The following is a 25,071-nucleotide window of genomic DNA, read 5'->3' on the forward strand; positions in this document are numbered from 1 at the left end:
GTCCCTTCGATGCTTCGGTACGGGTTCAGGCGGTGGCGGGCCGGTGTCGCAGCCAGAGCGCGACGGCGCCGAGGGCGAGCACAGGGCCGGGGATCATGCCGACGACCACGGCCAAGCCGGCGGCAGCAAGACCGATCGGGGCGGCCACGGCGGGCCACAAGCCGACGACGATCAGGAACGCGGCAAGAAGCGCCCAGCGGAGGATGCGGAACATGACGACCTCACTCGGGGTCGAATCGGATGGGGTGGGTGGTGCTGCGCCAGTTCTCCTTGCCGCCCGACCTGGTGGGGTCGGGCGGCGCGGACAGCCGGTCAGCTGTGGTTGGCGTTGGCGTGGTCGCAGCTGTCGGAGCACTTCTCGAAGCGGACCCCCAGGAGCGGCCCGGTGATCTTGTTGGCGGCCTGGACGCCCTGGTCGCCGGCGACCTTCTGACCCACGCGGGCAACGGTCGAAGCGGCAGAATCGGCAGCCTTGCTGAACAGGCCCATCAGGGTTCCTTTCGGGTTGGGGTTGGAGGCGCTGTTGCGGTTCCCCTCACCGCCCGTGCGAGACGGGCCGGGCGGGCAGCCGGTCAGCGCTTGTTGATCGAGTTCAGGTGGCGGAGACCGCGCTCCAGCTCCTCGGCCGTGAACTCCTCGTCCAGCGCCTTACCGATGGCCGCCTCCCGCTGGCCGCTCACCTTCACCTGCACGGTGATCGCGGTGGCGTAGCGGGCGATCCGCTCGTCGCTCCAGCCCGGCTTGTTGCTGGTCGCACGCGGCATAACAAGATCCTTCCGATCGGCGAATAGGGGATGGTGCAGTGCCCTGGTCTGCTGTCGAGGCGTAGGCCCTGGTTCGGCCTGGCGGGGCTGGGCCGTGGCGGCGGCCGGGGGATGTACCGCCGCCACGGCGTCTCGGGGCCGGATCAGGCTGCGGCCGGGTAGTCGAAGCCGTTCAGCTCGTCGGCCAGCTCGGGGTCGGCGACCTGGCGGATCTGCCGCATGCGGGCCAGGTCGCCGTCGGCGCGGGCCTTGGCGTACTCGCCGAACAGGTCGCTGATGCTGAGGACGGTGGCCTCGGCCACGGTCGTGTTGGCGCGGGCCTTCCGGCCCAGCTCGGTGGCGCCCAGGTCAGCGGAGATCAGGTACGGGGACATGGCTGGTGAGCCCTCTCGGGTTGGTTCGGGTGGGGTGGGGAGCCGCAGGCGGCGGGGCCGCGGGGGATGTGGTCATCCCGCCGCCTGCGGCGATAAGGGGGGTTAGTGCTGCTGCTGTGCGGCGAGGCGGGCGGCCTCGGCGGCGGCGCGCTCGGCGGCTGCCGCTGCAGCCATGGCTTCCACGATCCGCTGCTGGGCGAGGGCGTCAGCGGCCTGCTGCTCCGTCACGACTCGCCACCCCCCGTCAGCAATTCGACGAGCTCGGCAAGGATCGTCTCGAGCCGGCCCAGAGCCCGGGCGACGCTGCCGCGCTGGGACATATCCAGCCGCTTCGCCGACTCCAGCACGCGCCGGGCCCGCACAACGGCCGCAGACTCGGCGCCAGCCCCCTCGAGCAGAACCTCGACGTCGTACTCCAGCCGGCCAACCAGGCGGGCAACCGCCCGACCATCCTCCGCATCCACAGAGGCAGCCAGAGCCAGCGACTCACGAGCCTGATCGACACGGTGCAGGTTCCGGGCCATCACGCTGCCACCTCGATCAGGTGCAGCAGGCCGGCCTCGATGACCTCACGGCGGCACGCCGCCAGCTCATCCTGCAGACACAGCAGCCGGTCGAAGTCGGCAGCCGACACGGCGGTGGCGGACTTCCGGCGGCAGCAGGCCGCGACCCGGTCGTACCGGTCCAGCAGATCCGCATCCCGCAGGCTGACGGCCGTACACACCGTGCCGTTGACCACCGTCGACTCGCCGCGGCGCAGACCCGCCAGACGAGCCTCAAGGCCGTGGATCGCGGCGACCGCGGCGGCGGGAAGCGGGGCGGTGGTGGCACTCATGCCGCCACCTCCGTCGCGGCCTCTCGGCAGGCGGCGGCCATGGCGCGGAGCCGCGCGATGGACTTCTCGGCCTTGTCGCACATCGCCTCGACGTGCTCCGGGTCCATGTAGTAGCCCATGGCCGTGTTGCCGTCCTCGGCGAAGATGAACGGGCGCCGCTTGCTCTCGTCCGCGCTGTACGGGTCGAGGCCGAGCCGGAAGTAGGCCAGCAGCTCGGTGCCGTCGCGGTGCGGCAGTTCCAGGTCGATGTAGTCACCGGAATGCCAGACGTCCTCGATGGCGACCTGGCGGTCCCTGTCGTGCTTGATGTGACACCACGTCGTGGGGCACGGGCCCCACACGTACTGCGCGTTGTCCGGGCGGCCGATCAGCATCGGCACCAGACTGAAGCCCGGAGCGAGGGCGGGGTGATCGGTGCGCATGGACGCACCGGTAAGCTGCGGTGTAGCCATCAGGGGTCCCTTCAGAGAACCTGATTGGTCAGGCCCTGGCCAGGGAGTGGAGTCCCTGAGCTGGGGCCGAATTCGTTTGTGTGTGCCGGTGGAGCGGCACAGATGTCCCCTTCGGGCCGGTGGAGCGGCTCCGAGTGGCACTCCACTAACGTAGCGCCTTCCCTAGACCGTGGCAATCCACTGTGGGAAGATTCCTCCATGCCAGCCGGAGTCCACCTCAATCGAGCCCGCACCTTCCGCCCTGACCCCGACGTGTACGAGCGGGCCCAGGCGGCGGTCAAAGCCGTGGACTCGACCATGAACGAGCACATCAAGGCCTTTTTGCTCTGGCTGGTGCACGACACGGACGAGCTACCGGAGCGCCCGCCCAAGCCGGAAAAGAAGCGACCGCATTCCGACCGCTCTTGAGGTTGCCAATTCATACTCCGAGTCAATCCGCGCCGTGACCGGGTCGCCATGACCAGCTGATGCAGTGTCGATGCAGCAGGAGTGCAGCCGTAATGCAGTACGCCCAAGACGATCAGGCAGGGGCGCCAGTGTGGACATCGTGACGTGGACGGGCCGGGAAGCTTGCGCCCTGCAGCAGGCCCTCCGCATGACGAATGACGACTTCGCCGACCACCTCGGCGTCGCCGTCCGCACGGTGGCCAACTGGCATTCCTCACCGGAGATCGTGCCGCGTACCGAGATTCAATCCGCCCTGGACACCGCATACGAAAGGTCGACCGCATCGGTGCAACGACGCTTCAGTCTCCAGACTCGCCCCCGGCCGGCAGCGGTCGAGGCGCAGGCCCTGCGTGTGGCCATCGCCATCGTCCTCAGAGGGGATGACGTCCTCCTCGTATGCAGGCGTGGGGATGGTGAACTGCGCTGGCAGTTCCCGGCCGGCATGGTCAAGCCCGGCGCGGACCCGGCCACGGTCGCAGCCCAGGAAACGCACGGCGAAACGGGTGTGCACTGCGCAGTCCGCGAGCGATTGGGTGAGCGCGTCCACCCGGTGACCGGGGTCGTGGCGTCGTACTACCTCGCCGACCATCTCGCCGGAGAGGCCTCCAACAGGGACCCGCTGGAGAATGTCGACGTCACGTGGGTTCCGCGCTCGACCCTGACCCGTTTCATTCCCGCAGATCAGATCTTCCCGCCCGTCCTGAGCGCCTTGGAGGTTGCCGCATGACGACCGAGACCACTACCCAGAAGCCCGGCATCTCCGCCGCGATCATCGTCAGCGAGGGCCGCGTCCTCATGGTCCGCCGGGCCGTGAAGGAGGGCGAGCTGATGTGGCAGTTCCCCGCTGGCGGCATCGAGCCGGGTGAGGCCCCAGAGGAGGCGGCTGTCCGGGAGACGCTGGAGGAGACCGGCCTGACGGTAAAGGCGGTCAAGCTGATCGGCGAGCGAGTCCACCCGAAGACCGGTCGCGCCATGTCGTACACCGCGTGCGAGGTCGTCGAGGGCGAGGCTCACGTCGCGGATGACGAGGAGCTCGACGCGATCTCCTGGGTCGCACACGGCGAAATCTCCGAGTACGTGCCCTACGGGCTGTTCGAGCCCGTGCAGGAGTACCTGGACGAAGCATTGGCGCACTGAAGAACGCAACTAAGCCCCCCACCGTGGAGGTGGGGGGCTTAGTCGTGTCCTATGCAGCGATGTTGAGGGCGAGTTGTACCGGCTCGCCAACTGGCGCTGGTGCCCCTGCCGTCCATCCGTCGACCAAGTCGAGGACCAATGGGAGGACGTGTGCGGGAAAGTACTCGCGGCCACGCACGGGAGCCTCACGAGCATCCCGTAACGCGGCGAGGACAGCCCGTTCCAGCCGCGGCGCCAGGTCACCGGGCAGGCCCTCTACGAGGCGAACGACGTCGCCGAAACCGTCACGGGCGTGCATGCCGAGCCGAGGGCGCGGATCTCCCGATGTGATACCGAACTTGATGGTGTCATTGATCTCGTCAACAACGACATAGAACACGTCCCACGCCTTGCCAGCGCACATGCGGCAGATGCCACACCCTTGCTGTACAGCGCCCGGGGTAGGCGAGCACTCATGGCCCTTCGGGCAGCGGACCCGATGGGGTTTATTGTTGCCCCGCCATGTCGGCTCAAGGACTTCGCCGCCGAGTTCTTCAACGCGCGCTCGGAACGCCTCCTCGGCGGCTTTTGGGTCGTTGCCCGCACACGTGCGGCACATGCCAATACCCTTACGCAGGTGTCCTGGACGAGGTCGGCATTCGTGCCCCTTGGAACACAGGCAGGCGTGGGGTTCGCCATTGCCCTTCCAGGCTTCCTCTACAACGATCCCGCCTAGCTGCTCAACGAGGGATCGAAAGTTCTCCCACGCCATCTGCGGACTCTGACCGGTGCAAGTGCTGCAGATGCCTCGACCCTGATGGAGCCCGATGGGCCAGATCCTGCCGAGATGCCCGACGGAGCACCTGACGGCATACATCTGACGGCTCCCTCGCCATTCCGTATCGAGAACCTCCCCACCCAGTTCCGCTACCCGTTCATGGAACTTCTCCCAGGCTGCGGTGGATATGGAGAGAGGGCACTCAAGACACAACCGGCGACGGTGTCGAAGCGTGTGCGGGATAGCGTGGCCGCTGTGTCCTGCGGAGCACGTCACTTGGTGCTTGACGGTCGCTCCTCGCCAGGTCGGCTCGATGACTTCGCCGCCCATCCGGGCGACCCGTTCCCGGAATTTACCCCATGCCGCCTGAGCCTTCGGCGAGAGCTTCTGTACAGTTGTCACGCGGGGACTCCTTCATAGTCTCCGAAGTGGCCCCGGCCGGTGCACCACCACCGCCGGGGCCGCGCCGTGTTTGATACCACCAATATAGCGGCGGTGACTGACAATTCAGGCCGCATTCCTCGCCACGGCGTCGGCATTCAACTCCGCATCAGTCCAGGAGCTTCCGCATCCGCTGCACCGCGTGTACATGTCGTGGTCTGTGCGGCTGAGCGCCATCAACTGACAGCGTGGACACGGCCTCGATATCGCGCGGGTGCGGATTTCAATTCGAGCAATCCCGCGAATCTGCCACATGAGGTCGTTCAACTCGCTGACCAGTTCCGCGCCCCACGGCTTCGTCGCCGCAAAACCCAATTGGTTGGAGAGCCAGGAGGCCAAGTCCTCGACGCGGTACCGGATGGGCCCGTTGATCCGACGCTCTTCGCATACGAGCCGCACCCACGAGCCGAGGACTCCCGCGATGGGCTGCTGTCCGATCTGGTCGCCGTGCAGGTCGCGAACGGTGCCGCTGGCGGCCGGGCCGATCAGGTTGATGGTGTCCAACCGGCACGGCAACGGCGCTTCCCGCGTCCCGGCGCGTCCGGTGTCGCCGCTGCGTTCCCGCTGGAGGCTGCCGTGGAGGACGGTGAGGGCGGCCGGGATGCTGCGGAGGATGTCGCGGGCCCGGTGAATGCACGGGTCACACAACTGGTGGGCGGCCGTGGTCTCGTGATCACGCAACGAACGGCTGCAGTGCGGGGCGGTGCAGGTGGCGGTCATGCGGGGCTCCTTGCTGCGGTGCAGTTGGGTCAGCGGTTGGGGCGCCAGTTGGGTCCGCGGAGCGCGGCGGGGACTCTGCTGGTGTCGGGTGCGGGCCCGTGTGGTTTGTGGGCGGGCGGGTCGGGTGCGGGCCGATCGAGGCCAGCGCGCTGCTGTTCGGTGAGTCCGTAGCCCTCGGCGAGTGCGAGGAGGGTGGGGCAGTCGTTGGTGTGTTCGGTGACCCAGTCGCCGCAGTCGCCGGCGCCGAGGCCACAGCCAACGCAGGCGTAGGGCTCCCACTGGCTGCCGAAGGGCTGGTGCTCGGCGAGGATCTTCCGGTCGGCGGTGCAGCGGCGTAGGACGTTGGCCGGGTCGCTGAGGGCGATGTGGCGCTCGGCAATCCGGGAGTTGATTTCTCCGCTGGCCAGGAGTGCGGCTATGTCCTCGCGTGCTTGGCGGGCTACTCGCTCAGCGTTGGCAATCTGCTGGGTGATCCAGGTGTGGAGGTCGGGCATCATTCGCCGGTTTTCTGGAGGGGCCAGCGGCGGTCGTCTGCGGCTGCTTCGCGGACGGTGGGCCCGTCGTTGTGGGCGGCCGGCTGCTCGGCGAGGGCGGCGTCGAGCTGGTCCAGGCACCAGATGGCGTCGACATAGGCGGGGGCGTGGGCGATGCGGTCACGTGCTGCACGGACGCGGTCGATCGCGGCTTCGGCTTGTTCGAGCCGGTCGACGCCTGCCCGCAGCCGGGCTTGTTCGTCCGGTGTGAGACCCGCCTCTGCCCGGTCGGTGAGGTTGCGGAGCTGGGCGATGGTCGGCGGCTGGGTCACAGGTACCTCCCGGTGGGCACGGTGTCGGCGGTCCAGAGGGCGACGCGTCCGACGCCTTGGTCGCGGAGGTCGCGCATCTCGTGTTGGCGGAGGTCGAACGGGGTGGGGGCGTGGTCGCCGGGCTGGTAGTCGTCGTAGTCGCTGGCGTTGGTGCAGATGTCGTGCCAGTCGATCGGCGGGGCCGTCACGGCTGCTCCCGTGAGTTGGCCGCGCGGGCCACGGGGTCGGCGGTCGGTGCGATGACGCAGCGGCTCGGGTCGCCGGACAGCCATCCGGTGCCAGGCATGTCGCAGTTGAGTTCGGCGGGGTGGGAGTCGACGTAGTCGTAGCTGCTGGTGACGCCTGAGTGGTGGTGGTCACAGACGAGGGAGAAGTGGCCTCGTGGGGCGAGGAGCCAGGCGATGTGCCAGGTGGCGGTGTTGGGGCATTCGGGGTCGGTGGGCCAGGTGCGTGCGCCGCAGCGGAGGGTTCCGGCGCGGGGGGTGGGTTTGCGGGGCGGTGTGCGCACGTCGGTCTCCGTGTGTTGGTGTGGCACGGGCAGGGGCTCAGGCGGGGGGCTTGCCGGTTTCCATCACGGCGTCCATGTGCTGGTGGACGGCGTTGATCAGGTCGCGGGCTCCGGTGACGGTGAGGCCGGTGATGGTGGCGTCGTAGCGGCGTCCGGCGTGGCGGTCGTCGGGCTGGGTGATGGCGAGTTCGACGTGGGCGCCGTGGGGTGCGGCGTCGATGGCGGCGTAGGTCTCGTTGCGGGTGAGGCTGGTGATGGTGATCGCTGCGAGGTTCATCGGGTCTCCATGTCGGTGTGGTTTGTGCGGGTTTGGGGTTCGGGTTGGGGTCGCGGGGCGGAAGCGTGGCCCTCAGAGGCGCCCTGCGGCCCCTGGAGGCGGCTCCAGCGTCGCGAGGCACCGGCGAGCGGGGTTGAGGCCGCGAGAGGGGCCGTCAGGGCCTTTCTCGGGCCCAAGTTGCCGGGGTGAGGATCTGCACTCACGGCCCCTCCCGAGGTTCCGTCACGGTTTGCGGCATTTCGACACCCATGCGGAACGCCGCCAACTCCACCGCCTCCGCGATCGACAGCTCCCCGTCCGACTCCGCCCACATCTGCGCGGCCCTGCGGGACAGTTCGTCGGCGACCGCCTGCACCTCCGGCGGCATCTGCGGGCGGCCCTTCCGGCTACGACGGCCGGGCTGGAAGTCGTGGCTCACGACTGCGGCTCCTCGACGGCCGAGGGTCCGGGGCAGATGAACGGGTACGGCGGGTTCGTGCCCTCACAGGCCGGGCAGTCCTCTGCGTTCACGCGTCCGCCGACGTGCTCCGGTGTCTCGTTCTGCTGCTCGCCAGCCACACACGGGCCGCCGGACGGCTGCTCGCCGTCGAGCGCGCGGATCGTCGGGCAGGGCCAAGGGTTCTCGTCGCAGCCTTCGATGCCGTCGGGGTCGCAGCCGATGCACCACTGCTTGAGCTTGCAGCGGACGTTGACGCACTCGACGGGTTGGTGCAGGGCGCGGACTCGGGCGACGGCCTCAGCGTCCGCTCGTGTCGCGGGCGGCGGGACAGACACGGCAGCAGGAGCGGGCCCGACGACCACGACCGTGGTCCGCTGCGCGATCCGGTACACGAACTCCGGCCGCATCCTGCGGCGCGCTGCAAGACGCTCGGTCGCGAAGTCCAGATCGGTGGCCGTGCTGCTGGCTTGCTCCCACGTGCCGTCAGGCTGCTGGCACTGGACGAAGTACTCCACCGTCTCGCGGCGGTCGGTCTCGGGGTTGGTCACAGCTTCTCCTCGGGGATGATCAGGGGGGCCGGACGCCGGTAGGTCGAATACCGGCGGCCGGCGTTCTGGCGGGGTAGCCGGATGCGTCAGACCGCGGCGGCGGCGCGGCAGGGCTCGCTGCTGTACTCGCCGTTGTCCTGTCGCTGGCAGGAGCAGACCTGCTCTTCGCGGATGTGGGAGCAGCGCTCGATGCCGGGGTCCTCGCGGCCGTCGTCGTCGAAGTACTCGTCGCACTCGCGGTCCAGGCACTCGAAGGTGCCGACGAGAACCGTGACGGGCTCGTGCGCGGTGTCGATGCTGGGGACGATGCCGTGCTTGGGTCGGGCGTGCTCGCGTACCCGGCACGCCTCCCACGGCACCATGTCGCCCTCCTCGGCGGAGCAGGCCAGACAGGCGGATCCGGCGGGGGCGGACAGGCAGAGGATGCCGTCGTCGTAGGGCTGGTGGTTGCACATCCACTGGTCCCAGGCGTCGGTGCCCTGTTCGGGGATCGGCTTGTGGGGGCAGTGGTCGGTGTCGGCGGACCAGTAGTAGGTGCCGGGCTCGTGCTGGTCGGTCATCGGGTGGCCTTTCGTGGGTGGGCGGACCGGTCCCCGCGTGGGTGATCGTCGGCTGGGCGCGGGCTACACGACGGGGTTGAGGGCGCGGGCCACAGCGGCCGGGTGGTTGGCGCTGCACCAGCCGCAGGTCTCGGCGTCACGCTCGGACGGGTCGAGCATCGCCAGGCAGCCGAGCCAGTCCGCGAGGGCGAGCGCGAGGGGCGGGTCCATCGCGGCGATGAAGGCGGCGCACTCGGGGGTTTCGGCGGTGGCGACGTCGTAGAGGCCGTGGTCGCCTTGGGTGACGTGGCGGTCGTCGGCGTGGAAGCGGGCGGCGACGGGGTTGGGCGGGCTGATCGCGGCGACGAGTTGGCGGAGCTTGTCGGCGGCGGCTCGGAGTTCGGCGGCTTCGGCGGCGGCGGCGGTCATGGTGGTGTCCTGTCTGGTTGCCGTCCCACCCTTGGCGAGACGGTGCGGTTCGTGTCGATGGCGGGAAGACGCCACGGGCGCGGTCAGGTAGGCGGCTCGGCCGCGGGGTCGAACGGGCGCTTAAGCCGCCACTGGTGGCCGCACTCCCGGTTCGTGCAGCAGGCGCGCGGGCGGCCGACGGTGCGCGAGTTGTCGGCCATGAGGACGCGCGGTTCGCAGTCCCATTCCTCGCGGCGCACCACACCGTCGTCGCCGATCACGGCAAGGCCCCAGTCGAGGTAGCCGGTGATGTCCTCGGCGATGGTCACCGGCGCTCCGCATTGGGTGCAGGCGAGCGCGCGGGGCTCGGGCGTGGTGTTCACGGTTGTCTCCTGTGGTGGGCGGGGGCTCAAACGGCGGGGGTGGTGGCGGGCTGGTGCTCGGCGGGGAGGTCGGCGTCGCAGTAGAAGCCGATGGTCAGGTGCATGCCGTGGTCCTCGACGACCTTCCAGACGGCGATGCCAGTGCAGGCTGGGCGGCCGTCCTGGGCGCGGTGGTAGTTGGTCGTGCAGTCGGCGAGGTCGGTGTAGTCGGGCAGCACCCAGCCGGCGGGGCGGTGGAAGATCCGGACTTCGGGGCCGTCGTGGTCGTGGATGGCGTCCATGGGGCGGGTCCCTTTCAGGTGGTGGCGGGGTAGATCAGGCGGTGCGGGGCGGGGCGACGTGGCAGTCGGAGTTGGTGAACCGCAGCCCCACGTCGCCGGACTGGTAGGCGTGGCCGCCGGCAAGCCGGCCACGGCAGGCACGGCACCGGAAGTCGGCGGTCCACTGGCCGCAGAGGCAGTCCGGGCAGAGGGTGAACCAGGCGCCGCGCCCGCAGGCCGGCTCCCACACGGGATGACCCTCCTCGCGCCAGGTTCGGACGCGACTTGCGGCCCACGGCCTGTCGTCGTACTCGGGGTCCAGCCATGGGTTGTAGGGCTTCGGCGGGCGCCCTATGACGACCAACTGGCCGCCGGGCCATTCGCACACGCAGTCGCCACCGCAGCGGCAGGCGAGCATCTGGCCCAGCTCGATGGCCTTCTCAATTCGCGGGACGCCAGTGCCTTTGACCTCTAGCCACGCACCGATGTCGGGGAGCCGGAAGTCGGGTATGTACTTGGCCCCGGAGTCGAGAGTGATCGTCTCGGGTTCGTACTCCCAGCGAACCCTGTAGGTGTCGAGGGTGGCGGCCCAGTCGGCTTCGAGTTTGGATCGGAACGTGATCCCGCCATACCAACTGGGCAGCGCCTCGTGGGTCATGTCGCCAGCGAGTGCGCCCGGCTGGCCACTCTCGTGCCCGGCGCGGACGTGCACCTGGCGGAAGTAGACGCCGAAGGGGTTGTCCTCGGGTATGGCGTCGCAGAGCTCTTCGAAACTCACCAGATCGCTCCCGTCTCGGAGTAGCCGCTGTACTGGTCGGCGTCGATGGGCTTGTAAGAGATCCAGGGCCACTTCTCGCCCTGCTTGATGAATTGAGGCCAGTCGCGTTCGTCGCGGCTGCCTCGCCAGGGGACAACTCGTCGGCCGCGGGCGCCTTCGACGTTCTGCGCGGACTTCTCGTCTTCGACGGGGCGCAGGCCGAACCCGAACTCGGGCCAGCGCATCCACAGGCTGGAGCCGAGGGGGCGCAGGGAGCGCGGGCCCATGTTGTTGCCGTGGGGGGCGTGGGCCTCCATGAGGACGGTGCAGCCGGCGGTGGCGCGGGCTTCGTCGATGACGACGGAGACTTTGCGGGCGAGTTCTTCGTCGTTGGGGTTGCCTGCGTGGAGCCGGTAGACGGGGCCGATGATCAGTACGTCTGGCTTGATCTTTTCGACGCGGCGCATCGCCCACGCCCGGTCGGACGGCCGGGTCAGGTCGAGGCCCTGGGGGCGGCATTCGATGTGGAACTGGCCGCGGCGTACCGGCTGCTCGAGGCCCTCGGCGGCGGCGAGCAGGGGCCGGAACTTGCGGCGGGAGGCGGCCTCACCGTTCTCGCAGTCGAGGGTAAGCACCTTGACGGGGTCGATGACCTCCCAGGTGCGGAACGGGTGGATGCCGGCGGCGAGGGTGACGGACATCTGCCGAAGCAGAGTGCTGTTGTGCGTGGGGATGCACTCGCGTCCGACGACGAACATGCCGTCCGCCCGGTCCACTTGGATGCACCGCACGGGCACGGGGTCCACGGGATCAACTGCCTTGATGTAGCGCAGTTCGGCCCGGCGGGTCCTCAGGGGCCGCATCCGGTTCGCTTTGCGGGCGAGACGGAAGACCGGCAGTGCGGTGATGAACTGAATGCGGTACCGGATGCCGACAATCCGCCCGTTGAGGGTGGCAGGATCTTGACGCAGGGTCGCTTTGATGCCGAGCCCGAGGACCAGCTCCAGGAAGCCGTCGGCGAGGGCCTTGTTGGTGACGGAGAACTCGCACTTGTTGCTGCCGAGCGCGGTGCCGTCCGTGTCCATGAGGCCCTGCAGCAGGGCGAGACGCTGCTCTGCCGAAGCCCGCAGGTAGATCGTCGGGATGTGCTTGTTGTTGAGCACGCCGAGCGCACGCAGTTTCCCAGCGATGGTGGCGTCGCCTCGCTTGCCCTTCCCGGTTCCGTCGCCAAGCGTCCACAGGAACGGAGTGGTCATCTTGCGCACGGGGATGCCAGCCGCACGGATGTTCTCGATGATCTCCGCGTCTTCGGGGTCGCAGGTGATGCGACTTCCGGCGGAGTGCCCGTCGCCGAGCCAGGCGCCGAGGGCGTAGGGGTCGATCGACAGTTGCTGTGCCGGGTACTGCAACGGCGCGCAGGTCTCGATGGAGTGGTTGAGGGCGTGGCCGCCCCTGGCCGTGAGTGTCTGGGCGATGTGCTCGGTGGTGACGACCTGCGGGAAGTACTTGCGCTTGTGAGCCTGGTCGGTGCCGTGCGGCTTGAGCGGCCCGCGCTTGGCGTGACGGGCGGTCGCTTCTCGAGAGAGCAGCGTCTCGGTGAGCCAGAGGTGTGCAGCGTCGGCGACGATCTCTGCGCCATCGGAGAACTGCATCCGGTAGCAGGGTCGGCCGAGCATCGGCTCGGTGGCGGCGATGATCCGGGTGATGGTCCCGTCGGGGGCGAAGACTTCCTGTCCGACGGTGAGCTCACCCATCGTCGTCCACCCCTTGGGCGTGGGAACGGGCGTGTCCAGTGCGAGCGCCTTGCCGCCTCCCTCACTCGCCGTAAGGATCAGCCGGTCTTGCCGCTCGAGGAGTCCGGGGACGACCCAGTCGTAGGTGTCCTCGTGCTGGACGAAGTCGAGGATGTCTTCGACGGGGAGGTCTTCGGAGGCCATGCCGCGGTCGCGGAGGTCGCGGGATTCTGCGACGACGCGTTCGATGAGGTCGGTTGTTTCGCCGGTGGTGCTGTAGCCGGCTTGGGCGGTGCGGGTGCCGAGTTCGATGAGGGACCGGCGCAGGCCGCGGTCTTGGACGATCTCGGCGTAGTACTCGCCGTTGGCGGCGGTGGGTACGGCGCGGACGAGCGTGTACAGGTAGGCGGCGCCGCCGACGCGCATGAGGTCGCCGGTGTCGGCGAGGTATTTGCCGAGGGTGATCTGGTCGACGGACAGGCCCCGGGAGTCCATGTGCAGGATCGCGCTGAAGATCACTTGATGGCGGGGCTGGTAGAACGCGGCTACTTCGACGGCGTCACGGACTTCGGCGAGGGCGGTCTTGGAGAGCAGGCAGGCTCCGAGGGCGCCCTGCTCGGCTTCGAAGTCTTGCGGCGGGACGCGCTCGAGCGGGATGTCCGTGTAGTCGGGCTCGAGGTCGGTGGTCACTTAGAAGATCCCCCTGTCTTCAGGGCTCTGGCCCACGGCGCGCAGGTGCGGGCGGGGCGTGTGGATGGGGCTGCCGGCCGCGGGCTTGGGCGGGAGTTCGCTCCAGCCGCGCATGAAGTAGCGGGCGGAGTCGACGTGGGTGCGGTCGGCGGTGCGGCGGGCATAGGCGACGAGCGCCGGGACGCCGCATTTGCTGATGAGTGCGATGAGCGGGAACCACTGGTCGCCGGTGAAGGGCCAGCGGACGATGACGCCGCTGGCGGTCATGCTGTCGACGAGCGGGCGGACGGCGTCGGGGATGCCGTAATCGTCCTGCTGCTGCCTCTCCGGCTCTCCCTCGTGCTTGCTGGGTGAGTGGGTTGGGGAGTGTGGGTCAGAATCCGGCCCACTAGAGGGCCGAAATCCGGCCCTCTCTGGGTCAGAATCCGGCCCACTAGCGTGATCATGGTTCGGGCTTAGTGGGTCAGAATCCGGCCCACTAGAGGTGGTCTCGTGAGTCTCTAGTGGGTCAGAATCCGGCCCACTAGAGGTGGACGGCCGGACGTACCCGACCGCTTTCGGGAGCCGGTACTGCGACGGCCGCGTCCCCTTGCCGAGCTCCTGCAGCTCCAGTTCCCCGGACAGCACGGCTGCCTTGACGGCGGCCTTGACCGTCGACCGCGGGGCATTGAGAGCCTCCATGAAGTCGGCATAGCTCAGCCGCACCACGCACCTGGGAGTGCGCACCTGGTCGGCTACGTAGAGCAGCGCGATCCGGGCGTTCCCCTTCGACTGGGAGTGGTTCCACACCCAGTGCATGGCGTCCAAGGTCACGGCTTTGTCCTTCGGCTGGAGCGGATGAATCGGGGGCGGAGGGCGGCGGGTTAGGGTCCGGCGCGCGGCCGACAGCAGCCGGTCACGCGGCGGCCCTGGCCCGGTGGACGGTGCGCTTGGAGCAGCGGACGCGTTCGGCGATGACCGCGGCCGACAGGCCCCAGCGGTCGAGCCGGTGGATGGCGGCGTGACGTTCCCGCGGCGTCAGCCGGGCGGGCGGATCCCCGGCGACAGTGCGTTCGATGGCGGCCACGTCCGGCTGTGCCGGGACGTAGGCGCGGGCAGCCTGCTCGCGTTGCCGTCGGCGCCGGCATTCGAGGCAGATCAGATGCCCGTTCTCGCTGCTGCCGAGGTTGAGCGGGAAGGGGTGCCCGTGGCGGCAGTTCGGGCTGTCGGGGGTGGTGTGGTAGCCGGGGAGGCCGAGGCGCCGTCGGTGGCGTGCGACGGTGGTGCGGGCGGCCCCGGTGCGGCGGTGGATCTCGAGGTTGCTCAGTCCGGCACGGAGGAGTGCCTCGATGTGGGCGCGTTGCTCGGCGCTCATGCCGCCACCGCCAGTTCTGCCCGGCCGCGGGCGCGGACGACGGTGCGCTTGTGGCAGCCGATCTCGCGGGCGATCTGTTCGGCGGTCATGCCCTGCGCGGTGAGGCGGGCGACGCGCGCCGGGTCGGCGTTGACCTTGCGCCGCCGGGGCGTGGTCGTGTCGTCCGTGTCGGTCTCGGGCTCGGCGTTCGGGTCGTCGATGTCGTCCCAGGCGAGCGGCCCGTGCCAGCCGTTGCGGGCGGCGGTGTTGCGGGCCAGGTTCTGCGACCGGCTCGGGACGCCGTGGTCGCCCGGCCGACAGGTCTGCAGAACCCGGTAGTGTTCCGCGACCCGCGCCGCGGTGGAGGCCAGGACTCGCTCGGACCACACCAGGCTGTCGACCTGCCGGGCGTGGATGCCGAGCCGTGGGGCGAGCGCACGGCAGGTCCAGCCCATCGCGATGAGGGCTTGCAAACGGCGCCGTGTGCCGGTGCCGTCGACGATCGTGTGCGCGGTCACGGCCGCGGGCCGGATGCGGACGGCGAGGATGCGGGCGGCTACCTCGGGGCGGATGCGTTCGGCGCGCGGGTTGACACCGTCGTACAGGATTCGGGCGATGGTGGCACTGCTCACCTTGGCGTCCTTCTGGATGCTGGTGAGACCGTGGCCGGCGGCGCGGAGGGCGGCGATGTGCTGGCGGGCGGGTTCGGCGTCGACGAGGGGTTGCCAGGTGCCGTATCCCTTCTGCCGGTAGCGGCGCCGCTCGTAGGCCTGGATGCGGGCGACGCATTCGGGGAGGCGGCAGCGGTACTGCTTGACGCAGGTGAGGTTGCGGTGGTGGGGGGCTTCGCGATCGGTGGCGGTCATGGCTGCGGGTTCTCCTCTCCCGGCTGGTTGCAGATGTCGTCGATGAGTTGGTTGGCGTTGCGGAGGCTGCGGATGATGGCGCTGATGGCGAGGGCGAGGATGGCTGCGGCGTAGATGAGGGCCGGGAGGGCGGTGATGAGGCGCCCGGTCACGCTGCCGCCGCCTTCGACTGCTCGGCGCGGGCGGCCTGGCGCTGCGCGGCTATGGCACGGCCCTTGTCGGTGAGCGTCCAGACGGCGATGCGGTGCGCGTGCGTGTTGGCCTGCGTGGACGGCACCGTCCGGTCGGTGTGCTCGATGATCCCGGCGGTGCGCAGCGAGTTGATTGCGGCGCCGAGGAATCCGTGGCCGAGCTCGGGCAGCACGTCGCGGAGGTCGTTGCAGGACCATTCGTTATGGCGCTGGCCGAAGTGGAAAACGGCCTGCTCGACGATGAACTGGTCCCACGAGGACTGATCGGCGATCTCCTCCAGCAGGAAATCCTTCTCGGCAGAGGCGAGGCGTTCCGCGGGGCTGAGTTTGCGGGCCATGACGAGCTCCTTACGGCTGTGGTGTCCTTGGGGTGAGCCGGGCGCCCGCCTGTTTGCGGCGGGCGGGAGCCCGGATGGGTTGGTTAGTCGACGAGCTCGCCCTCGACGGGTTCATCGCCGGTGTCGTTGGCCTCGGCGTCCATGCGTTCGGCAATCGCCATGAGCTGCTTGGACAGTTCGTCGCTGCCGCCCTTGTCGACGTGGCCGGCGTTGCGGGCCTTGCGCCACACGTCGCGCACGTCGTCGGAGGTGAGCGCCCCCTCGGCTTCTGCGAGGTAGTCAGGGCGGAGCGCCTCGATTGCGGCGACCGCCTGGCCGCCACCTGCCGGGTCGAGGGCGAGCGCGGTCGGCAGCGGTCCTGTGAGGGCCTGGCGCGGGGTGACCCCGCGGACCTCGACGACGACCACCGGGAAGTGCTTGGTCTGCCCGCCCGCCACCCGGGTGCGCGGCTCGATGCGCAACGTCACCGGAACCAGACCCTTTCCGCCAGTCCCGGAGAGGACCAGGTCGACGGTGCCCGCCATCTCGTTCGCGGCGTAGAAGCTGTGGGTCTCCGCCCGCCACACGCCCATGTCAGGCATGTCGGGGAGGATCACGTTCAGGCGGGATGTGGCCGCGCAGACCTTGTCCTTGCGGTACTGGTCCTGCCGCAGCAGGTGCCATTCCTCGCCGTACTCTGCGAGGCACAGGCAGGGGCGGCGCGAGATCTGTTCGGTCTGGCCGTCGCAGCGGCGGGCGCAACCGCCCTTGTTCCACATCTCGTTGTACTGGGACAGCGGGTCGCCGTGCGGCAGCAGCGCTTCGATCTGCTCGGCCTCGGTGATGACCCGGAACTGGGGGACGCCGTTGCCTTGCGGCTGCCAGCGTTCGATCTTGCCGCCCCATGCGTCGACTGCGGCCTGCACGTAGTGCTCGGCGTGGGAGGTGACGACCCATGTCTTCGACTTCACGGGCCGGGGCCGCTTGTTGGGGTCGTCGTTCGGGATGCTGTAGCCGGTGCGCAGGCGGCCGAGTTCGCGGGCCTGGCGCTGCAGCGTGATGATCCGGGAGCCCATGGTCAGGCTGCCTTTCGGGTGGGCCGCGCGTCGGCTGCCGGGGGCAGCAGCGCGGGGTAGGCGGTCGGCGCGGCGTGCAGCCACTTGGTGGTCTCCAGAGCGCCGCGGAAGGCCCGGTGGGCGCGCCGGTTGCCTGGCATTGGCACGAGGGCGTGGGAGCGGGAGCGGAGGTTGAGGATCCCGGTGTGCTGCACGGCCGGCACGGGGTGCTCGGTGTCGTCGGGCAGCAGCACCGTCTCGGCGAACCTCAGCGCCGCGAGCTGCAGGGTGTACTCGGGGTAGACCGAGGAGGCGGGCCGGGTTGCCGACGTCTTGTAGTCGACGAGCCACGACTGCTTCACTCGGCGGCCCCGGATGCGGCGCCATCCGGTGCGCAGCAGCATCACGACGTCGCCGGTGCCTGCGTAGCCGAGGCGGCGGTGCAGGAACGTCATCTCTGCGGCAAGGATGTCCTCGGCGAGGTCGACGTCCCAGCGCTGCCAGAACAGGACCAGTTGGCGGGCGTAGGGGTCGACTTCCAGGTCCTCGGGGTAGGGCGCTCCGAGGGCCATCATGTGGGCGCGGTAGTGGATGCGGGTGCCGAGGTTCTTGGCCTTGTCGCTGGCGTTGCGGTGAACGGCCTTCATGTCCTTCAGCAGCTGCTCGCGGTCTTTGACGGCGCGGCGGGCGACCTCGATGCGGTGTTCCAGCACCCACTCGGCGGTGAGCTTGACGGCCCACGGCGGGATGGCGTGCTTGGCGACGCCGACGGAGAGGACGTTGGTGACGGAGACGAGGTCGGGGCCGCCGGCCGGGTCGGTGTAGTAGCGGCCGTTGTCGGTGTCCTTGGCGTACTTCGGGTCGGTCATGCGGCGCCACCGAGGGGCATCGGGCGGGCGCACGCCTCGCACAGCCCGGCCGCGGTGAACGGGCCGTCTTCGTCGCGGCAGCGGGTGCAGCGGAGCGTGATGCCGGTGGCCATGGCCTGGAGAGTGTCGATGCCGGCCTCGTCGTACTTGGCGAGGGTGATGGCGGCCCCGTAGTCGGGGTAGGCGCCGAGGAGTTTGGCCCGGTTGGTCATGTCGGCGCGGTCGATGAGGCTGATGAGGGATTCGGTCCAGTCGCCGGCCGGGTAGCCGCCGGGTCGGCCGAAGTGGGAGAGGACGTGGGCGGCGACTTCGCTGCTGATGGTGGGGTTGCTGGTGCTCATGGGGCTCTCCTGAGGGTGTTCAGGGTGTGCTGATGGGCGGGCCGCCAGCCCCGACCGGGGGGGTGGGTGCAGGGCTGGCGGCCCTTGGTGGCGCCCGGAGTTGGGGGAAGGCTCGACGGGCGCTGGTCTTCGGTTGTGGATCAGGCGGCGGCCGGCTGGGCGGTCTCCGGTTCCTCTTCCTCGCGCTTGGCCGCAGCCCAGGCGTCCAACTCGCGGCGCAGTTCGAGATCTGCACCCTCGCGGCGGAGCGGCATCTGCCCTCCGAGGAAGTCCGCAGCGACGATCAGCGACATGCGGCCCTCGCCGGTCGACCACATCTGGACGGGCTTCGGCAAGTTCTTCCAGGCACCGAAGAACCTCGGGTCCATCGCCATCTGCGCGTCGGCCGCGGGCTTCTCCAAGGCGGGCAGCAGCAGCTTCCGCCAGTCCAGCGGCTCCTTGGCGTAGGTGCTGAGGTCGACGGCGACGCGGTGGCCGCGCTTCCCCGAAAGGATCAACCGGTCTTCGGTGCGCTCCAACTGGACGGTGTCCGTGTCGAGGAGCTTGACCGCAGCGGCCACTTCGGGCAGCTGAGTGCGGTGCACGATGGCCGACCACGGTTCGTCGCCGCCGCCAGTGACCTGGGTGCGGGAGACGGCGATGGTGAACCGGTTGGTGGCCATGGCGTACAAGTGGCGGCCGTCGTGGTCGAAGGTGATGCACTGGACGGCTTCGGCGTCGATGAGGTTTCCGACGTGCGGCCGGGTTTGTGCGACGAGGCGGCTGAGGGTGCGGTCAGCAATGGTGATCACGTGTGGGCTCCTGGTCAGCGAGAAAGACGGACGGGCATGCACACGGCCCGGTAGTTGTCGGTGGCGGCGCCGTCGTCGTCGACGGGCCGGATCAGCACCGGCTTCGTCGGCGTGGTGAACCAGACCTGCACTTGGCCGCCGATCGGGGCCAGCACCGAGGCCAGCCACTCGGCCCGGTAGCTGGCGGTGAATCCGTCCAGGTCGGCCGATTCGACGCCGATACTGGATGCCCCCTGCGGGCCGTTGATGCCGGCCTGCACCGTCACCTGGTCGCTGTCGAAGGACAGGACCACCGTCTGGTCGTCCTTGTCGTTCACGAGAGCCACTCGCTTGACGGCTTCCACCAGTTCGCCAGCATCGGCCCGCATCCAGCCCGAGGCCGCGGCCGGGTCGAGGAAGAGGCGCTCGATGTCAGGGAACGGGGTGGCGATGGTGCGGCTGGTGACCGTCAGCGTGTCGTTGGCGAGGGCGGCGACGGCGATGTCGCTGGCGAAGGAAACTCGGACCGGACCACCGGACAGCTGCTTGGCGGTGGCCGCCAGGTAGGCGGCGGGCACCAGCAGGTCACCTTCTGCGTCACCGTCCGGCGTCCACGGCATCTGGTGCCGCACGATCCTGTACCGGTCGGTGGCGGACACTGTCAGGCGGTCGCCGTCAGCTGCCACATGCACGCCTCGGAGGCCTTCAAGTTTGCCGGCGGCTTCCTTGTCCGGCATGGAGGCCTGCGCGGCGTGCACCACGGCCGCGGCGAGCAGGCTGCCGTCCACGGTGCCTGCTGGCGCCGGGGCTTCGGGGAGTGCCGGGTAGTCCCGGCGGTCCATCGTCGGCAGCGTGAACGTGGTGCCCGGCGCGGTCAGGATGGCCTCGTTGCCGTCGGCGATCAGGTCGACGGGCCCGGCAGGCAGAGCTGCGGCGACGTCCGCGAGCAGCCGGCCGGACACGAGCACGTGGCCCGGTTCGAGTACGTCGGCGGCCAGAGCGGCGCGGGTGCTGGTCTCGTAGTCGAACCCGGACAGGGTGATCGAGTCGCCGTCGGTTTCGAGCAGGAGGCCGCCGAGGATGGGTTGCAGCGGGTTGTTGGGCAGGCGGCGGTGGGCGCGCTTGGCGGCTTCAGCCAACTGCCTCTGGTCGATGCGGAGTTTCACTACGCCGCCTCTTCCAGCATCGTGTCCGTGTCCTCGACGGCCTGCTCGTTGTCGCGGGGTTCAGGCTGGGCGTAGCCGTCGGTCTTCACGTCACTGTCGGGGAACAGGGCGAGCTGCTGCATGGTGGTCTCCAGGAAGTGGCGGTCAGGCGGCGGGGCGGAACGAGGCGGGCTGCACGTCGATGAGGTCTGCAGGGATCTCGAAGTGGCGGGCCGCCAGCAACTTGCGGGCGATGCGGCGCACGTCGGGGTCCTTCGGTGTCTCGCGCCATTCGGCGCGGCCCTTGTGCGGGGAGAGCGTGGCCCACACGTGCATGTAGGCCTCGAACTGGCCCTGCCCGGTGCGCCCGTCGTGGTAGCGGTCTTCAACCTGGCCCAGGTTCAGGCGTGACAGCGTCTTGATGTCGCAGTCTTCGCAGTGGCCCTCGAAGTGGTAGTTGTCGGGCGCGCCGAGGATCGGGCAGGTGGGCAGTTCTTCGGTGTGCAGCACTGCTGCTCCTTCGTGGGATGCTGGTGGTCGGATCCCCGGGCGTTGTGAGCGCTCGGGGGTTCGTGCGTTGGTGGGCTGGTCGGTGCGGGACGGTGCACCGCACGCCAGCCGGTCAGGCGGCTGGCTCGGGCCCGTCGCGGTGTGCCCAGGCGGGTACGTGTGCCGGGTCGCGGCGGGGCATCGGCGACTGGTGCAGCGGTACCGGGGCGCAGTGCCGCCGGATCTCCTCGACGGGGATCTCCTGCGTCTGACCGATGACGTTCTCGGCGAGGACGCGGATCTCCAGTCGCCGCTTCACCTCGGCGACCTGTCGCTGGAGGTCGCCGATCCACCGGTCGCGGGTTTCGAGTTCGGCCAGGGTGGCGGCGTGCGCGCCCTGCTCTTCGGCGACCTGCGCGGTGAGCTGGCGGACGTCGGCCTCGAGGTTGGTCAGGTACTGGTCCTGGATCATGAAGAAGTCGTCTGCGCCAGCGAGCCGGTTGTGCATGGCCACGTTCTCCTCGCGGAGTTCGGCGAGCTGCTGCTCGTAGGCCGCCTTGAGTTCGGCGATGCGGTCATCGGCTCGGTGGCTGCCGGTGCCGCGCCGGCGGCGCAGGATGCCGGTCACGTCACGGGCTCCTTGCTGATCAGGTCGGTGCGGATTCCGAGGGCGGCCAGGACGTCACAGAGTTCGGTCTGGGTGTCGGGGTCGGCGGCGAGTTCGGCCGCCGTCTGATCCGGGTGCTGGGCGCCGATGCGGTCGGCGACGTGCAGAGCTGCGGCCCGCTGCTGGGTGATGCTGACCAGGCACGGTCCGAGGGTTGCGACGGTGACGTCCCGGCCGCCCATCACGCCGCGTCCGGGCTGGTGCGGTCGGTGAGCTGGTTCGTGGCCGCGGTCCACGTCTGCGGGTGGTCCCAGTCCGCAGCCGGGTAGGCGCCTTGCAGCAGCGCGGTGATCTGCCTGGACCCACCAGCCTGGAACTTGAGGACCCGCCCGTCGGGGGTGAGGGCGCGGGCCAGGTAGTGGCGTTCTTCGCGGCCGGTGCCGTCGGTCCACAGGGGTGTGATGAGGATGGTGGCCGCGCCGGGAACGATCTGGTTCAGCCGGTGGTACAGGCGGGCTTGGTGGCGTCGGCGTCGGGCCGCGGATGCCTTGCGCGGACGGACGGGCAGTACCTCGATGACGGTCGCTGTCACGACGCCTCCTTCGGCGCGGTCGTGGTGGGGGTCCATCCGGGGTAGTCCGCGTTCGTGCTGACCGGCGCCTCGGGGTGCTGGACGAGCCACTCGTCGAGGGCGTAGGCGATCCGGTCCGACGGGGAGTTGCTGCGGGCCGCGGCGGCGTGCAGGGTGTCGGCGGCGATGTTCGCCATGAGGGCGTGCAGGTCCACGTCCAGCTGCTCGATCGGGCGGGTCACCGGGCCACCGCCTGCCGCTTGTCGTCGCCGAGCGCGGCACGCTGTACCGGCCCCACCCAATCTGGAACCGGGATCGGGTTCTCCCACCGCATCGCGTTCCGCTGCTCGCGGTCGCAGATATCGAGGACAGCGCTGAGACGGGCCCGCAGCTGAGCGTTCTCGGTTACCAACTCGTCGGCCCGCTTCACCAACGCCCTTGCCGCAGGCAGCGCAGCGCCGTAGATCCCGAAGCGCGCGATCTCTTCGGAGACTTGCTCCAGCTCTGACCGCGCCGGGCGCGTGGGCATCGGCAAAGCGCCCTGCGCAGCCACCGCGTTTGCCAGCAGCGCCGCCTCGAACACCGACTCCGACACCACATCCACGTGGCTCAGGGCGATGCAGGCGCTGTGGCCCTCGACCCAGACGACGTCGGTGTGGCCGCCGAGCACGGAGGCACGGCTACGGGTGCGGGTGATGAGGCGCTCATCGTTCGAGTCGTCCTCGGGGCGGGCGCCCGGGTAAGCCAGGACCGGTGTACCGACCGGGTAGAGGGCGTTGAACTCGGCGGCGTTCACGCGGCCACCGCCTTCCGGGCGGCGTCGTACTGGCCGATGGCCCACACGACCGCGTGGCACTGGTAGACGAAGTGGTAGCCGAGCTTGTGGATGTGCCACTCGGTGAAGTCGTCGAAGTCGAAGCCGGCGGTGCGACGGATGCTCACCTTGTGGTCGTCGCCCTTGCCCTTGTGTGTGAGGGCGTTCCAGCACACGGCCGAGCTGTAGTCGTCGTGGTCCGCGCCCTTGCCGCACGAGCACTCGGAGCGGTACTTCACGCCGTGTTCGAACTCGCTGACCAGCTGGAGGGCGGTGCCCTCGTTGTCGAGGAGGTGGCTGTCGAGGATCTCCTCGCGGACGGCGGCACGAAGACCGTGCGGCGCCCAGTCGTCCCGGATCGCCTCGGCGACGCGCTCCTTCACCTGCCCCACCAGCCGGTCGCGGTCGTACTCGCGCACCGAGTAGTGGCCGTTGACCAGCTTCGACGACCACGAATCCGCGTCGACCCGCAGGCCTCGCAGCCAGGCGAACATGTCCTCGGTGTCCTGGCCGTACCGCTCGAAGTGGTAAGAACCGTGGCTCCCGGCGACCAGCAGGTTGTACGGCCACGTCACCAGGACGAGGCGGTTCATCGACTTGGGGGCGGCGAACTCGATGTGCCGGTGCAGGCCGTCCTCGCGCTGAACCGTGAGGGTCGCCTCGGCGAAGTCGTTGCTGAAGTGGCGGGCGATCTCTGCGTGCTCGCTCATGCCGCATCCCCCTTGGGGGTGACGCGGTGGCGGGTCTCGATCATCGCGCGGCTACCGCTGATCAGGACGATCGCGTCGACCTCCGTGACACCGATCTCCCGCAGTGGCGGGCACGGCCAGTACACGTTCTGGTCCGGGTCGTCCGCGTCGTCCGGCGTGCAGTACATGCAGTAGAAGCCGCCGAAGATCAGCTCGTCGTATTCGTGCAGCTGGATCAGCGCGTCCTTCGCGACCCGGTGGCGCTCCTCGCGCTCTACCTGGCTGCGGAACTCGGCGACCGCCACGATCGCCTGCTGGCGGGACTCGACGCCCGACTCCAGCAGCGACATCAGCGTGTCGAAGGCGGTCGGCTTGCTGACGCTCGACGTGGCGGGTGGGATGATGTCAGGCATAGATCTGCCTCTTCTCTTCGGAGTGGTGAGGGGTGGATCTGCGGCTAGGCCGCGGGGCCCCGGCTGCCGGTGACGGCCGACGGTTGGGGCTCAAGCCGCACTAGGCGGCGAGGCGCCGCGGGCGTCCGGCGCGGGTGGGGGCGTTGCGGTGGCACTGCGCGATCTCGGCGAGGTCGGACTCGCTGAACATCAGCCGGCGGCCGAAGCGGTGGTGCGGCCAGCCCTTGTGGTTGACGCCGTCGCGGAGCCAGCGTTCACCGGCCTCGCTGCTCTCTTCGTCGGGGTTGTCCGGGTCAGGCGGGATGAGCCACTTGGCTGCCTGCTTGACGGTGTAGAAGCGATCCAGCTGCCTGGGGGGAGCAGTCCGTCGGGGGGACATGTCACCTCTCTTGCGGTGGGTCCTCTGGGGGTCCGAGGAGTCGGGTGGAGTCGGCCGGCAGGCCGAGCGCAGTGCGGAGCCGCTGGTAGGGACCGGGTCTCATGCGGGTGCGGTATCCGTTTTCGAGGTGGTTGAGGTAGCGCCTGCTTATGAGCGCTTTCTTGGCCATCTCGTCGGTGCTCAGCCCTGCCTGCATGCGGAGCTTGCGGATTTCCGCCCCTTTCACCTGGAAGGTGGGAGGGGGTTGTTCCATGCCTCGAAGCTAGCGGAAGTTCGCGACCATGTCTAGCGAAAGTTAGCGGATGTGCGCGCAAGTTGGCCGCTGCGGTCAGGGTGGGGCGACCTCGGCGTTTCGGTCACTCTGTGCACCGAAGGCGCCACGTTCCGGACTCCTTTGGCCCAGTCCTAGCTGGTCCTAGCGGGTCCTGCGAAGATGGGCGCATGACCAGCCCCGGCCACGAGCACCTCGCGGTACTCGTACAGAAGCGACGGACCGAGCTACGGCTCGGCGTTGAGCCTGCCGCCAAGCTCGGCGGCATCTCCAAGGACACATGGAAACGCGTCGAGGCGGGCCTGAAAGTATGGGACCGCTCCTACGCCGGAATCGACACCGCGCTCCAGTGGGCCGTCGGAAGCTGTCAGCGCATCCTCAGCGGCAACGACCCACTCCCGGTCGAGCGGGCCGACGAAGCACCCGACGTGGCGATCGCGATCCTGCCCAAGACGGAACTGGCCCGCGTGGTCGGCGATGCCGTCACCCACGCCGCTCTGGGCATCAAGGGAGAGCTCACCGCCGAGAAAATCCTCGACCTCAACGAGCGCGTAGCAGAGCAGCTCCGTGAGCGAGGCGTGATCTAAGGGAAGTTCAGCCGAAAGGCGTACAACCTTTTGCTTTCACGGCCACGGCAGCGAATTTCCCCACATCACTTCGGTCCCACAAGGTCCCAA

The 25,071-nt window shown here is 69.3% G+C and carries 48 protein-coding genes; 4 read left to right on the forward strand and 44 right to left on the reverse strand.

The annotated features are described in order from the left end of the window. Positions 1 to 25 precede the first annotated feature (25 nt). The 8 genes from SGFS_RS06345 to SGFS_RS06380 all read right to left on the reverse strand — a co-directional run bounded on the left by SGFS_RS06345 (position 26) and on the right by SGFS_RS06380 (position 2,425). On the reverse strand, positions 26 to 214 hold the full coding sequence (locus SGFS_RS06345; protein WP_286248328.1) for a hypothetical protein: 189 nt from the start codon (positions 212 to 214) through the stop codon (positions 26 to 28). A gap of 98 nt (positions 215 to 312) precedes the next feature. After that, positions 313 to 438 (reverse strand): hypothetical protein, encoded by a 126-nt coding sequence (locus SGFS_RS06350; RefSeq protein WP_286248329.1) that lies wholly within the window; start codon positions 436 to 438, stop codon positions 313 to 315. 134 nt (positions 439 to 572) lie between these two features. Beyond that, on the reverse strand, positions 573 to 764 hold the full coding sequence (locus SGFS_RS06355) for a hypothetical protein (protein WP_286248330.1): 192 nt from the start codon (positions 762 to 764) through the stop codon (positions 573 to 575). A 143-nt stretch (positions 765 to 907) separates the two neighbouring features. Continuing rightward, positions 908 to 1,138, reverse strand: a complete 231-nt coding sequence (locus tag SGFS_RS06360) for a hypothetical protein (protein ID WP_286248331.1) — start codon at positions 1,136 to 1,138, stop codon at positions 908 to 910. Positions 1,139 to 1,240: 102 nt separating this feature from the next. After that, positions 1,241 to 1,366, reverse strand: coding sequence for a hypothetical protein (locus tag SGFS_RS06365; protein ID WP_286248332.1), 126 nt, complete (start codon positions 1,364 to 1,366; stop codon positions 1,241 to 1,243). After that, positions 1,363 to 1,662: a hypothetical protein gene (locus tag SGFS_RS06370; RefSeq protein WP_286248333.1), complete on the reverse strand. Its 300-nt coding sequence runs from the start codon at positions 1,660 to 1,662 to the stop codon at positions 1,363 to 1,365. The genes SGFS_RS06365 and SGFS_RS06370 overlap by 4 nt, the downstream gene beginning before the upstream one ends. Next, positions 1,662 to 1,973 (reverse strand): hypothetical protein, encoded by a 312-nt coding sequence (locus SGFS_RS06375; RefSeq protein WP_286248334.1) that lies wholly within the window; start codon positions 1,971 to 1,973, stop codon positions 1,662 to 1,664. The genes SGFS_RS06370 and SGFS_RS06375 overlap by 1 nt, the downstream gene beginning before the upstream one ends. Continuing rightward, entirely contained in the window at positions 1,970 to 2,425 is a 456-nt protein-coding gene (locus tag SGFS_RS06380) for a DUF6907 domain-containing protein (RefSeq protein WP_286248335.1), read from the reverse strand. The genes SGFS_RS06375 and SGFS_RS06380 overlap by 4 nt, the downstream gene beginning before the upstream one ends. Positions 2,426 to 2,623: 198 nt before the next feature. Between SGFS_RS06380 and SGFS_RS06385 the strand changes: the two genes are divergently transcribed. From SGFS_RS06385 to SGFS_RS06395, 3 genes are all read left to right on the forward strand, one after another. After that, entirely contained in the window at positions 2,624 to 2,833 is a 210-nt protein-coding gene (locus tag SGFS_RS06385) for a hypothetical protein (RefSeq protein WP_286248336.1), read from the forward strand. 130 nt (positions 2,834 to 2,963) lie between these two features. After that, positions 2,964 to 3,599, forward strand: a complete 636-nt coding sequence (locus SGFS_RS06390) for an NUDIX hydrolase (protein WP_286248337.1) — start codon at positions 2,964 to 2,966, stop codon at positions 3,597 to 3,599. After that, entirely contained in the window at positions 3,596 to 4,009 is a 414-nt protein-coding gene (locus SGFS_RS06395) for an NUDIX hydrolase (RefSeq protein ID WP_286248338.1), read from the forward strand. The genes SGFS_RS06390 and SGFS_RS06395 overlap by 4 nt, the downstream gene beginning before the upstream one ends. Before the next feature lie 49 nt (positions 4,010 to 4,058). Here the strand turns inward: SGFS_RS06395 and SGFS_RS06400 are convergent, their stop codons facing one another. The 36 genes from SGFS_RS06400 to SGFS_RS06575 form a co-directional block, all read right to left on the reverse strand. After that, positions 4,059 to 4,412, reverse strand: coding sequence for a GIY-YIG nuclease family protein (locus tag SGFS_RS06400; RefSeq protein WP_286248339.1), 354 nt, complete (start codon positions 4,410 to 4,412; stop codon positions 4,059 to 4,061). Positions 4,413 to 5,273: 861 nt separating this feature from the next. Next, positions 5,274 to 5,927, reverse strand: coding sequence for a hypothetical protein (locus SGFS_RS06405; protein WP_286248340.1), 654 nt, complete (start codon positions 5,925 to 5,927; stop codon positions 5,274 to 5,276). A gap of 29 nt (positions 5,928 to 5,956) precedes the next feature. Then, positions 5,957 to 6,424: a DUF6221 family protein gene (locus tag SGFS_RS06410; protein WP_286248341.1), complete on the reverse strand. Its 468-nt coding sequence runs from the start codon at positions 6,422 to 6,424 to the stop codon at positions 5,957 to 5,959. After that, positions 6,421 to 6,732, reverse strand: a complete 312-nt coding sequence (locus tag SGFS_RS06415) for a hypothetical protein (protein WP_286248342.1) — start codon at positions 6,730 to 6,732, stop codon at positions 6,421 to 6,423. Before SGFS_RS06415 ends, SGFS_RS06410 begins: the two co-directional genes overlap by 4 nt. Then, on the reverse strand, positions 6,729 to 6,920 hold the full coding sequence (locus tag SGFS_RS06420; RefSeq protein WP_286248343.1) for a hypothetical protein: 192 nt from the start codon (positions 6,918 to 6,920) through the stop codon (positions 6,729 to 6,731). The genes SGFS_RS06415 and SGFS_RS06420 overlap by 4 nt, the downstream gene beginning before the upstream one ends. After that, the gene (locus SGFS_RS06425; protein ID WP_286248344.1) at positions 6,917 to 7,240 is read right to left on the reverse strand and encodes a hypothetical protein; all 324 of its coding nucleotides are present in this window, start codon (positions 7,238 to 7,240) and stop codon (positions 6,917 to 6,919) included. Before SGFS_RS06425 ends, SGFS_RS06420 begins: the two co-directional genes overlap by 4 nt. 37 nt (positions 7,241 to 7,277) lie before the next feature. Beyond that, positions 7,278 to 7,517, reverse strand: a complete 240-nt coding sequence (locus SGFS_RS06430) for a hypothetical protein (RefSeq protein ID WP_286248345.1) — start codon at positions 7,515 to 7,517, stop codon at positions 7,278 to 7,280. A gap of 199 nt (positions 7,518 to 7,716) precedes the next feature. Beyond that, the gene (locus SGFS_RS06435) at positions 7,717 to 7,935 is read right to left on the reverse strand and encodes a hypothetical protein (protein WP_286248347.1); all 219 of its coding nucleotides are present in this window, start codon (positions 7,933 to 7,935) and stop codon (positions 7,717 to 7,719) included. After that, complete coding sequence (locus tag SGFS_RS06440; RefSeq protein WP_286248349.1) at positions 7,932 to 8,504, reverse strand: hypothetical protein; 573 nt, start codon at positions 8,502 to 8,504, stop codon at positions 7,932 to 7,934. The genes SGFS_RS06435 and SGFS_RS06440 overlap by 4 nt, the downstream gene beginning before the upstream one ends. An 86-nt stretch (positions 8,505 to 8,590) precedes the next feature. Further along, positions 8,591 to 9,064, reverse strand: coding sequence for a hypothetical protein (locus SGFS_RS06445; RefSeq protein WP_286248351.1), 474 nt, complete (start codon positions 9,062 to 9,064; stop codon positions 8,591 to 8,593). Positions 9,065 to 9,127: 63 nt separating this feature from the next. Further along, positions 9,128 to 9,472: a hypothetical protein gene (locus SGFS_RS06450; protein ID WP_286248354.1), complete on the reverse strand. Its 345-nt coding sequence runs from the start codon at positions 9,470 to 9,472 to the stop codon at positions 9,128 to 9,130. Between the two features lie 83 nt (positions 9,473 to 9,555). Continuing rightward, the gene (locus SGFS_RS06455) at positions 9,556 to 9,834 is read right to left on the reverse strand and encodes a hypothetical protein (RefSeq protein WP_286248357.1); all 279 of its coding nucleotides are present in this window, start codon (positions 9,832 to 9,834) and stop codon (positions 9,556 to 9,558) included. A 26-nt stretch (positions 9,835 to 9,860) separates the two neighbouring features. Further along, positions 9,861 to 10,115 carry a hypothetical protein gene (locus SGFS_RS06460; RefSeq protein WP_286248358.1) on the reverse strand — a complete coding sequence of 85 codons (255 nt, stop codon included), beginning with the start codon at positions 10,113 to 10,115 and terminating at the stop codon, positions 9,861 to 9,863. Between the two features lie 34 nt (positions 10,116 to 10,149). Next, complete coding sequence (locus tag SGFS_RS06465; RefSeq protein ID WP_286248360.1) at positions 10,150 to 10,872, reverse strand: PDDEXK family nuclease; 723 nt, start codon at positions 10,870 to 10,872, stop codon at positions 10,150 to 10,152. After that, complete coding sequence (locus SGFS_RS06470; protein WP_286248362.1) at positions 10,869 to 13,274, reverse strand: DnaB-like helicase N-terminal domain-containing protein; 2,406 nt, start codon at positions 13,272 to 13,274, stop codon at positions 10,869 to 10,871. Before SGFS_RS06470 ends, SGFS_RS06465 begins: the two co-directional genes overlap by 4 nt. Beyond that, on the reverse strand, positions 13,275 to 13,541 hold the full coding sequence (locus tag SGFS_RS06475) for a hypothetical protein (RefSeq protein ID WP_286248364.1): 267 nt from the start codon (positions 13,539 to 13,541) through the stop codon (positions 13,275 to 13,277). It abuts the gene before it with no gap. A gap of 628 nt (positions 13,542 to 14,169) precedes the next feature. Beyond that, positions 14,170 to 14,628 (reverse strand): helix-turn-helix domain-containing protein, encoded by a 459-nt coding sequence (locus SGFS_RS06480; RefSeq protein ID WP_286248365.1) that lies wholly within the window; start codon positions 14,626 to 14,628, stop codon positions 14,170 to 14,172. After that, positions 14,625 to 15,473 (reverse strand): helix-turn-helix domain-containing protein, encoded by an 849-nt coding sequence (locus SGFS_RS06485; protein WP_286248366.1) that lies wholly within the window; start codon positions 15,471 to 15,473, stop codon positions 14,625 to 14,627. The genes SGFS_RS06480 and SGFS_RS06485 overlap by 4 nt, the downstream gene beginning before the upstream one ends. Then, positions 15,470 to 15,625 (reverse strand): hypothetical protein, encoded by a 156-nt coding sequence (locus SGFS_RS06490; protein WP_286248368.1) that lies wholly within the window; start codon positions 15,623 to 15,625, stop codon positions 15,470 to 15,472. Before SGFS_RS06490 ends, SGFS_RS06485 begins: the two co-directional genes overlap by 4 nt. Next, complete coding sequence (locus SGFS_RS06495) at positions 15,622 to 16,002, reverse strand: hypothetical protein (protein ID WP_286248370.1); 381 nt, start codon at positions 16,000 to 16,002, stop codon at positions 15,622 to 15,624. Before SGFS_RS06495 ends, SGFS_RS06490 begins: the two co-directional genes overlap by 4 nt. 83 nt (positions 16,003 to 16,085) lie before the next feature. After that, complete coding sequence (locus SGFS_RS06500) at positions 16,086 to 17,057, reverse strand: recombination directionality factor (RefSeq protein ID WP_286248372.1); 972 nt, start codon at positions 17,055 to 17,057, stop codon at positions 16,086 to 16,088. A 2-nt stretch (positions 17,058 to 17,059) separates the two neighbouring features. Further along, positions 17,060 to 17,905, reverse strand: coding sequence for a hypothetical protein (locus SGFS_RS06505; protein WP_286248374.1), 846 nt, complete (start codon positions 17,903 to 17,905; stop codon positions 17,060 to 17,062). After that, on the reverse strand, positions 17,902 to 18,246 hold the full coding sequence (locus SGFS_RS06510) for a hypothetical protein (RefSeq protein ID WP_286248375.1): 345 nt from the start codon (positions 18,244 to 18,246) through the stop codon (positions 17,902 to 17,904). The genes SGFS_RS06505 and SGFS_RS06510 overlap by 4 nt, the downstream gene beginning before the upstream one ends. Positions 18,247 to 18,386: 140 nt before the next feature. Then, positions 18,387 to 19,037, reverse strand: a complete 651-nt coding sequence (locus SGFS_RS06515) for a hypothetical protein (protein ID WP_286248376.1) — start codon at positions 19,035 to 19,037, stop codon at positions 18,387 to 18,389. A gap of 14 nt (positions 19,038 to 19,051) precedes the next feature. Then, on the reverse strand, positions 19,052 to 20,182 hold the full coding sequence (gene dnaN / locus SGFS_RS06520) for a DNA polymerase III subunit beta (RefSeq protein ID WP_286248377.1): 1,131 nt from the start codon (positions 20,180 to 20,182) through the stop codon (positions 19,052 to 19,054). Then, a complete protein-coding gene (locus SGFS_RS06525) occupies positions 20,182 to 20,304 on the reverse strand; it encodes a hypothetical protein (RefSeq protein ID WP_286248379.1) in 123 nt (40 codons plus the stop codon). The genes dnaN and SGFS_RS06525 overlap by 1 nt, the downstream gene beginning before the upstream one ends. 22 nt (positions 20,305 to 20,326) lie before the next feature. After that, the gene (locus SGFS_RS06530; RefSeq protein WP_286248381.1) at positions 20,327 to 20,671 is read right to left on the reverse strand and encodes a hypothetical protein; all 345 of its coding nucleotides are present in this window, start codon (positions 20,669 to 20,671) and stop codon (positions 20,327 to 20,329) included. A gap of 112 nt (positions 20,672 to 20,783) precedes the next feature. Beyond that, positions 20,784 to 21,278 carry a hypothetical protein gene (locus tag SGFS_RS06535; protein ID WP_286248385.1) on the reverse strand — a complete coding sequence of 165 codons (495 nt, stop codon included), beginning with the start codon at positions 21,276 to 21,278 and terminating at the stop codon, positions 20,784 to 20,786. Then, positions 21,275 to 21,499: a hypothetical protein gene (locus SGFS_RS06540; RefSeq protein WP_286248387.1), complete on the reverse strand. Its 225-nt coding sequence runs from the start codon at positions 21,497 to 21,499 to the stop codon at positions 21,275 to 21,277. The genes SGFS_RS06535 and SGFS_RS06540 overlap by 4 nt, the downstream gene beginning before the upstream one ends. Next, positions 21,499 to 21,849 (reverse strand): hypothetical protein, encoded by a 351-nt coding sequence (locus SGFS_RS06545; RefSeq protein WP_286248389.1) that lies wholly within the window; start codon positions 21,847 to 21,849, stop codon positions 21,499 to 21,501. Before SGFS_RS06545 ends, SGFS_RS06540 begins: the two co-directional genes overlap by 1 nt. Continuing rightward, positions 21,846 to 22,070 carry a hypothetical protein gene (locus tag SGFS_RS06550; RefSeq protein WP_286248390.1) on the reverse strand — a complete coding sequence of 75 codons (225 nt, stop codon included), beginning with the start codon at positions 22,068 to 22,070 and terminating at the stop codon, positions 21,846 to 21,848. The genes SGFS_RS06545 and SGFS_RS06550 overlap by 4 nt, the downstream gene beginning before the upstream one ends. Beyond that, positions 22,067 to 22,624 (reverse strand): hypothetical protein, encoded by a 558-nt coding sequence (locus tag SGFS_RS06555; protein WP_286248391.1) that lies wholly within the window; start codon positions 22,622 to 22,624, stop codon positions 22,067 to 22,069. The genes SGFS_RS06550 and SGFS_RS06555 overlap by 4 nt, the downstream gene beginning before the upstream one ends. Continuing rightward, the gene (locus SGFS_RS06560) at positions 22,621 to 23,352 is read right to left on the reverse strand and encodes a hypothetical protein (protein WP_286248392.1); all 732 of its coding nucleotides are present in this window, start codon (positions 23,350 to 23,352) and stop codon (positions 22,621 to 22,623) included. Before SGFS_RS06560 ends, SGFS_RS06555 begins: the two co-directional genes overlap by 4 nt. Continuing rightward, positions 23,349 to 23,744 (reverse strand): hypothetical protein, encoded by a 396-nt coding sequence (locus tag SGFS_RS06565; protein WP_286248393.1) that lies wholly within the window; start codon positions 23,742 to 23,744, stop codon positions 23,349 to 23,351. Before SGFS_RS06565 ends, SGFS_RS06560 begins: the two co-directional genes overlap by 4 nt. 100 nt (positions 23,745 to 23,844) lie before the next feature. Beyond that, positions 23,845 to 24,123, reverse strand: coding sequence for a hypothetical protein (locus SGFS_RS06570; protein ID WP_286248395.1), 279 nt, complete (start codon positions 24,121 to 24,123; stop codon positions 23,845 to 23,847). Between the two features lies 1 nt (position 24,124). Next, positions 24,125 to 24,376 (reverse strand): helix-turn-helix domain-containing protein, encoded by a 252-nt coding sequence (locus SGFS_RS06575; protein ID WP_286248397.1) that lies wholly within the window; start codon positions 24,374 to 24,376, stop codon positions 24,125 to 24,127. Positions 24,377 to 24,564: 188 nt separating this feature from the next. Between SGFS_RS06575 and SGFS_RS06580 the strand changes: the two genes are divergently transcribed. Beyond that, positions 24,565 to 24,981: a hypothetical protein gene (locus SGFS_RS06580; protein ID WP_286248399.1), complete on the forward strand. Its 417-nt coding sequence runs from the start codon at positions 24,565 to 24,567 to the stop codon at positions 24,979 to 24,981. The last annotated feature ends 90 nt before the right edge of the window (positions 24,982 to 25,071 follow it).

It is taken from the genome of Streptomyces graminofaciens, assembly GCF_030294945.1.
Taxonomy (GTDB): domain Bacteria; phylum Actinomycetota; class Actinomycetes; order Streptomycetales; family Streptomycetaceae; genus Streptomyces; species Streptomyces graminofaciens.